This window comes from Prevotella sp. MGM1 (assembly GCF_002933775.1).
Taxonomy (GTDB): domain Bacteria; phylum Bacteroidota; class Bacteroidia; order Bacteroidales; family Bacteroidaceae; genus Prevotella.
On the sequence record NZ_BEWV01000043.1, the window covers coordinates 1 to 1,468 of the forward strand.

The 1,468-nt window shown below is 54.8% G+C and carries 2 protein-coding genes and 1 pseudogene; all 3 read right to left on the bottom strand.

The annotated features are described in order from the left end of the window. Positions 1–80 (bottom strand): annotated as a pseudogene (locus tag MoGM_RS13240) (prephenate dehydrogenase/arogenate dehydrogenase family protein); the annotation flags it as partial. Next, positions 77–1,141, bottom strand: a complete 1,065-nt coding sequence (locus tag MoGM_RS00865) for a bifunctional 3-deoxy-7-phosphoheptulonate synthase/chorismate mutase type II (protein ID WP_104368347.1) — start codon at positions 1,139–1,141, stop codon at positions 77–79. The gene MoGM_RS00865 and the pseudogene MoGM_RS13240, both read right to left, overlap by 4 nt. Positions 1,142–1,192: 51 nt before the next feature. After that, positions 1,193–1,468, bottom strand: a 276-nt coding sequence (locus tag MoGM_RS00870) for an aminotransferase class I/II-fold pyridoxal phosphate-dependent enzyme (RefSeq protein ID WP_146078603.1), incomplete at its 5' end; no start/stop codon positions are given.

The window sequence follows — 1,468 nt, forward strand, 5'->3', positions numbered from 1 at the left end:
ACGGCCGTCTCGTGGTCGAAACTGAGCAGGTCGAGGAAGAAGCTTCCCATCTTACCCGCTCCCAATACCAGTATTCTCATTTGTTGATGATTTCAAGTTGCTGTTTTACCGACTCCTCGTGTATGTTCTCGAACACTTTTGCCACAAAGTCGGCACCCATGCCGCACAGTGTGCCCTGAGCGCCGCGTTTTTCGAGTATCTCGCTGTAGCGCGCCGATTGCAGGATTGTCATGTTGTGCTCTTTCTTGTACTGTCCGATCTCACGGCATACCCGCATGCGCTTTGACAGAAGATCCATCAGTTGGTTGTCTATCTCGTCTATCTGCTTACGCAACTGGCCGATACCTTCTGTGCTCACGGTTTCGTCACGCACCACGATGAGGCTGAGGATATAGTCGAGCACATCCGGTGTGACCTGCTGTTTGGCGTCGCTCCATGCCTTGTCCGGCTCGCAGTGGCTTTCCACTATCAGTCCATCGAAACCGAGATCCATGGCCTGCTGGCACAGCGGGGCAATCAGTTCGCGGCTGCCGCCGATGTGGCTCGGGTCGCAGATGATGGGCAGGTCTGGCATGCGTCTGTGCAGTTCGATGGGTATCTGCCACATGGGCAGGTTGCGGTATATCTTCTTGTCATAGCTCGAAAAACCGCGGTGTATGGCCGCCATGCGCTTGATGCCGGCCTGGTTGATGCGCTCCATGGCCCCAATCCACAGTTCAAGGTCGGGGTTTACGGGGTTTTTGACGAATACCGGCACGTCGGCTCCCCTGAGGGCGTCGGCCAGTGCCTGCATGGCAAACGGGTTGGCAGACGTGCGTGCTCCCACCCACAGTATGTCGATGCCGTATTTCATAGCCAGTTCAACATGCTCTGGCGTGGCTACCTCTGTGGCTATGAGCATTCCGGTCTGTTCTCTCACGGCCTTCATCCAAGGCAGGGCGGCTTCTCCGTTTCCCTCGAAACCTCCCGGCTTGGTGCGCGGTTTCCACACTCCGGCTCTGAACATCTTACAGCCTTTGGCTGCGAGTTGCATCGCGGTGGTCATCACTTGTTCTTCTGTCTCGGCAGAGCAGGGGCCTGCCATGACGAAAGGGCGTTTGTTATCACTTGGCAGTTTGAGCGGTTCTAATTCCAATTCCATAATATCATTGTTTTTGCTGGGTTTGCATGTATGTCTGTCTGACGGCTTTTTTTACCATGCCGACAGTTTTATTCTCTTTAAAGCTTCTTGCAGTTTCTCTTCTTTTGCGCACAGTGAGATGCGTATGTAGCGGTCACCGTTCGACCCGAAGATGAATCCCGGGGTGATGAACACACGGCACTCGTGTAGCACACGCTCGGTGAGCTGTTCGGCATCGGTGTATTTCCCGGGTATTTTTCCCCAGAGGAACATTCCCACCTGCTCGGTGTCGAACGTGCATCCGAGTGTCTGCATGATGCTCTCGGCATATTGGCGGCGGCGCGAGTA

What these genes read in the sequence shown, in the direction of transcription:
- MoGM_RS00865 (WP_104368347.1), bottom strand. Translation starts at nt 1,141, where the DNA reads ATGGAATTGGAATTAGAACCGCTCAAACTGCCAAGTGATAACAAACGC.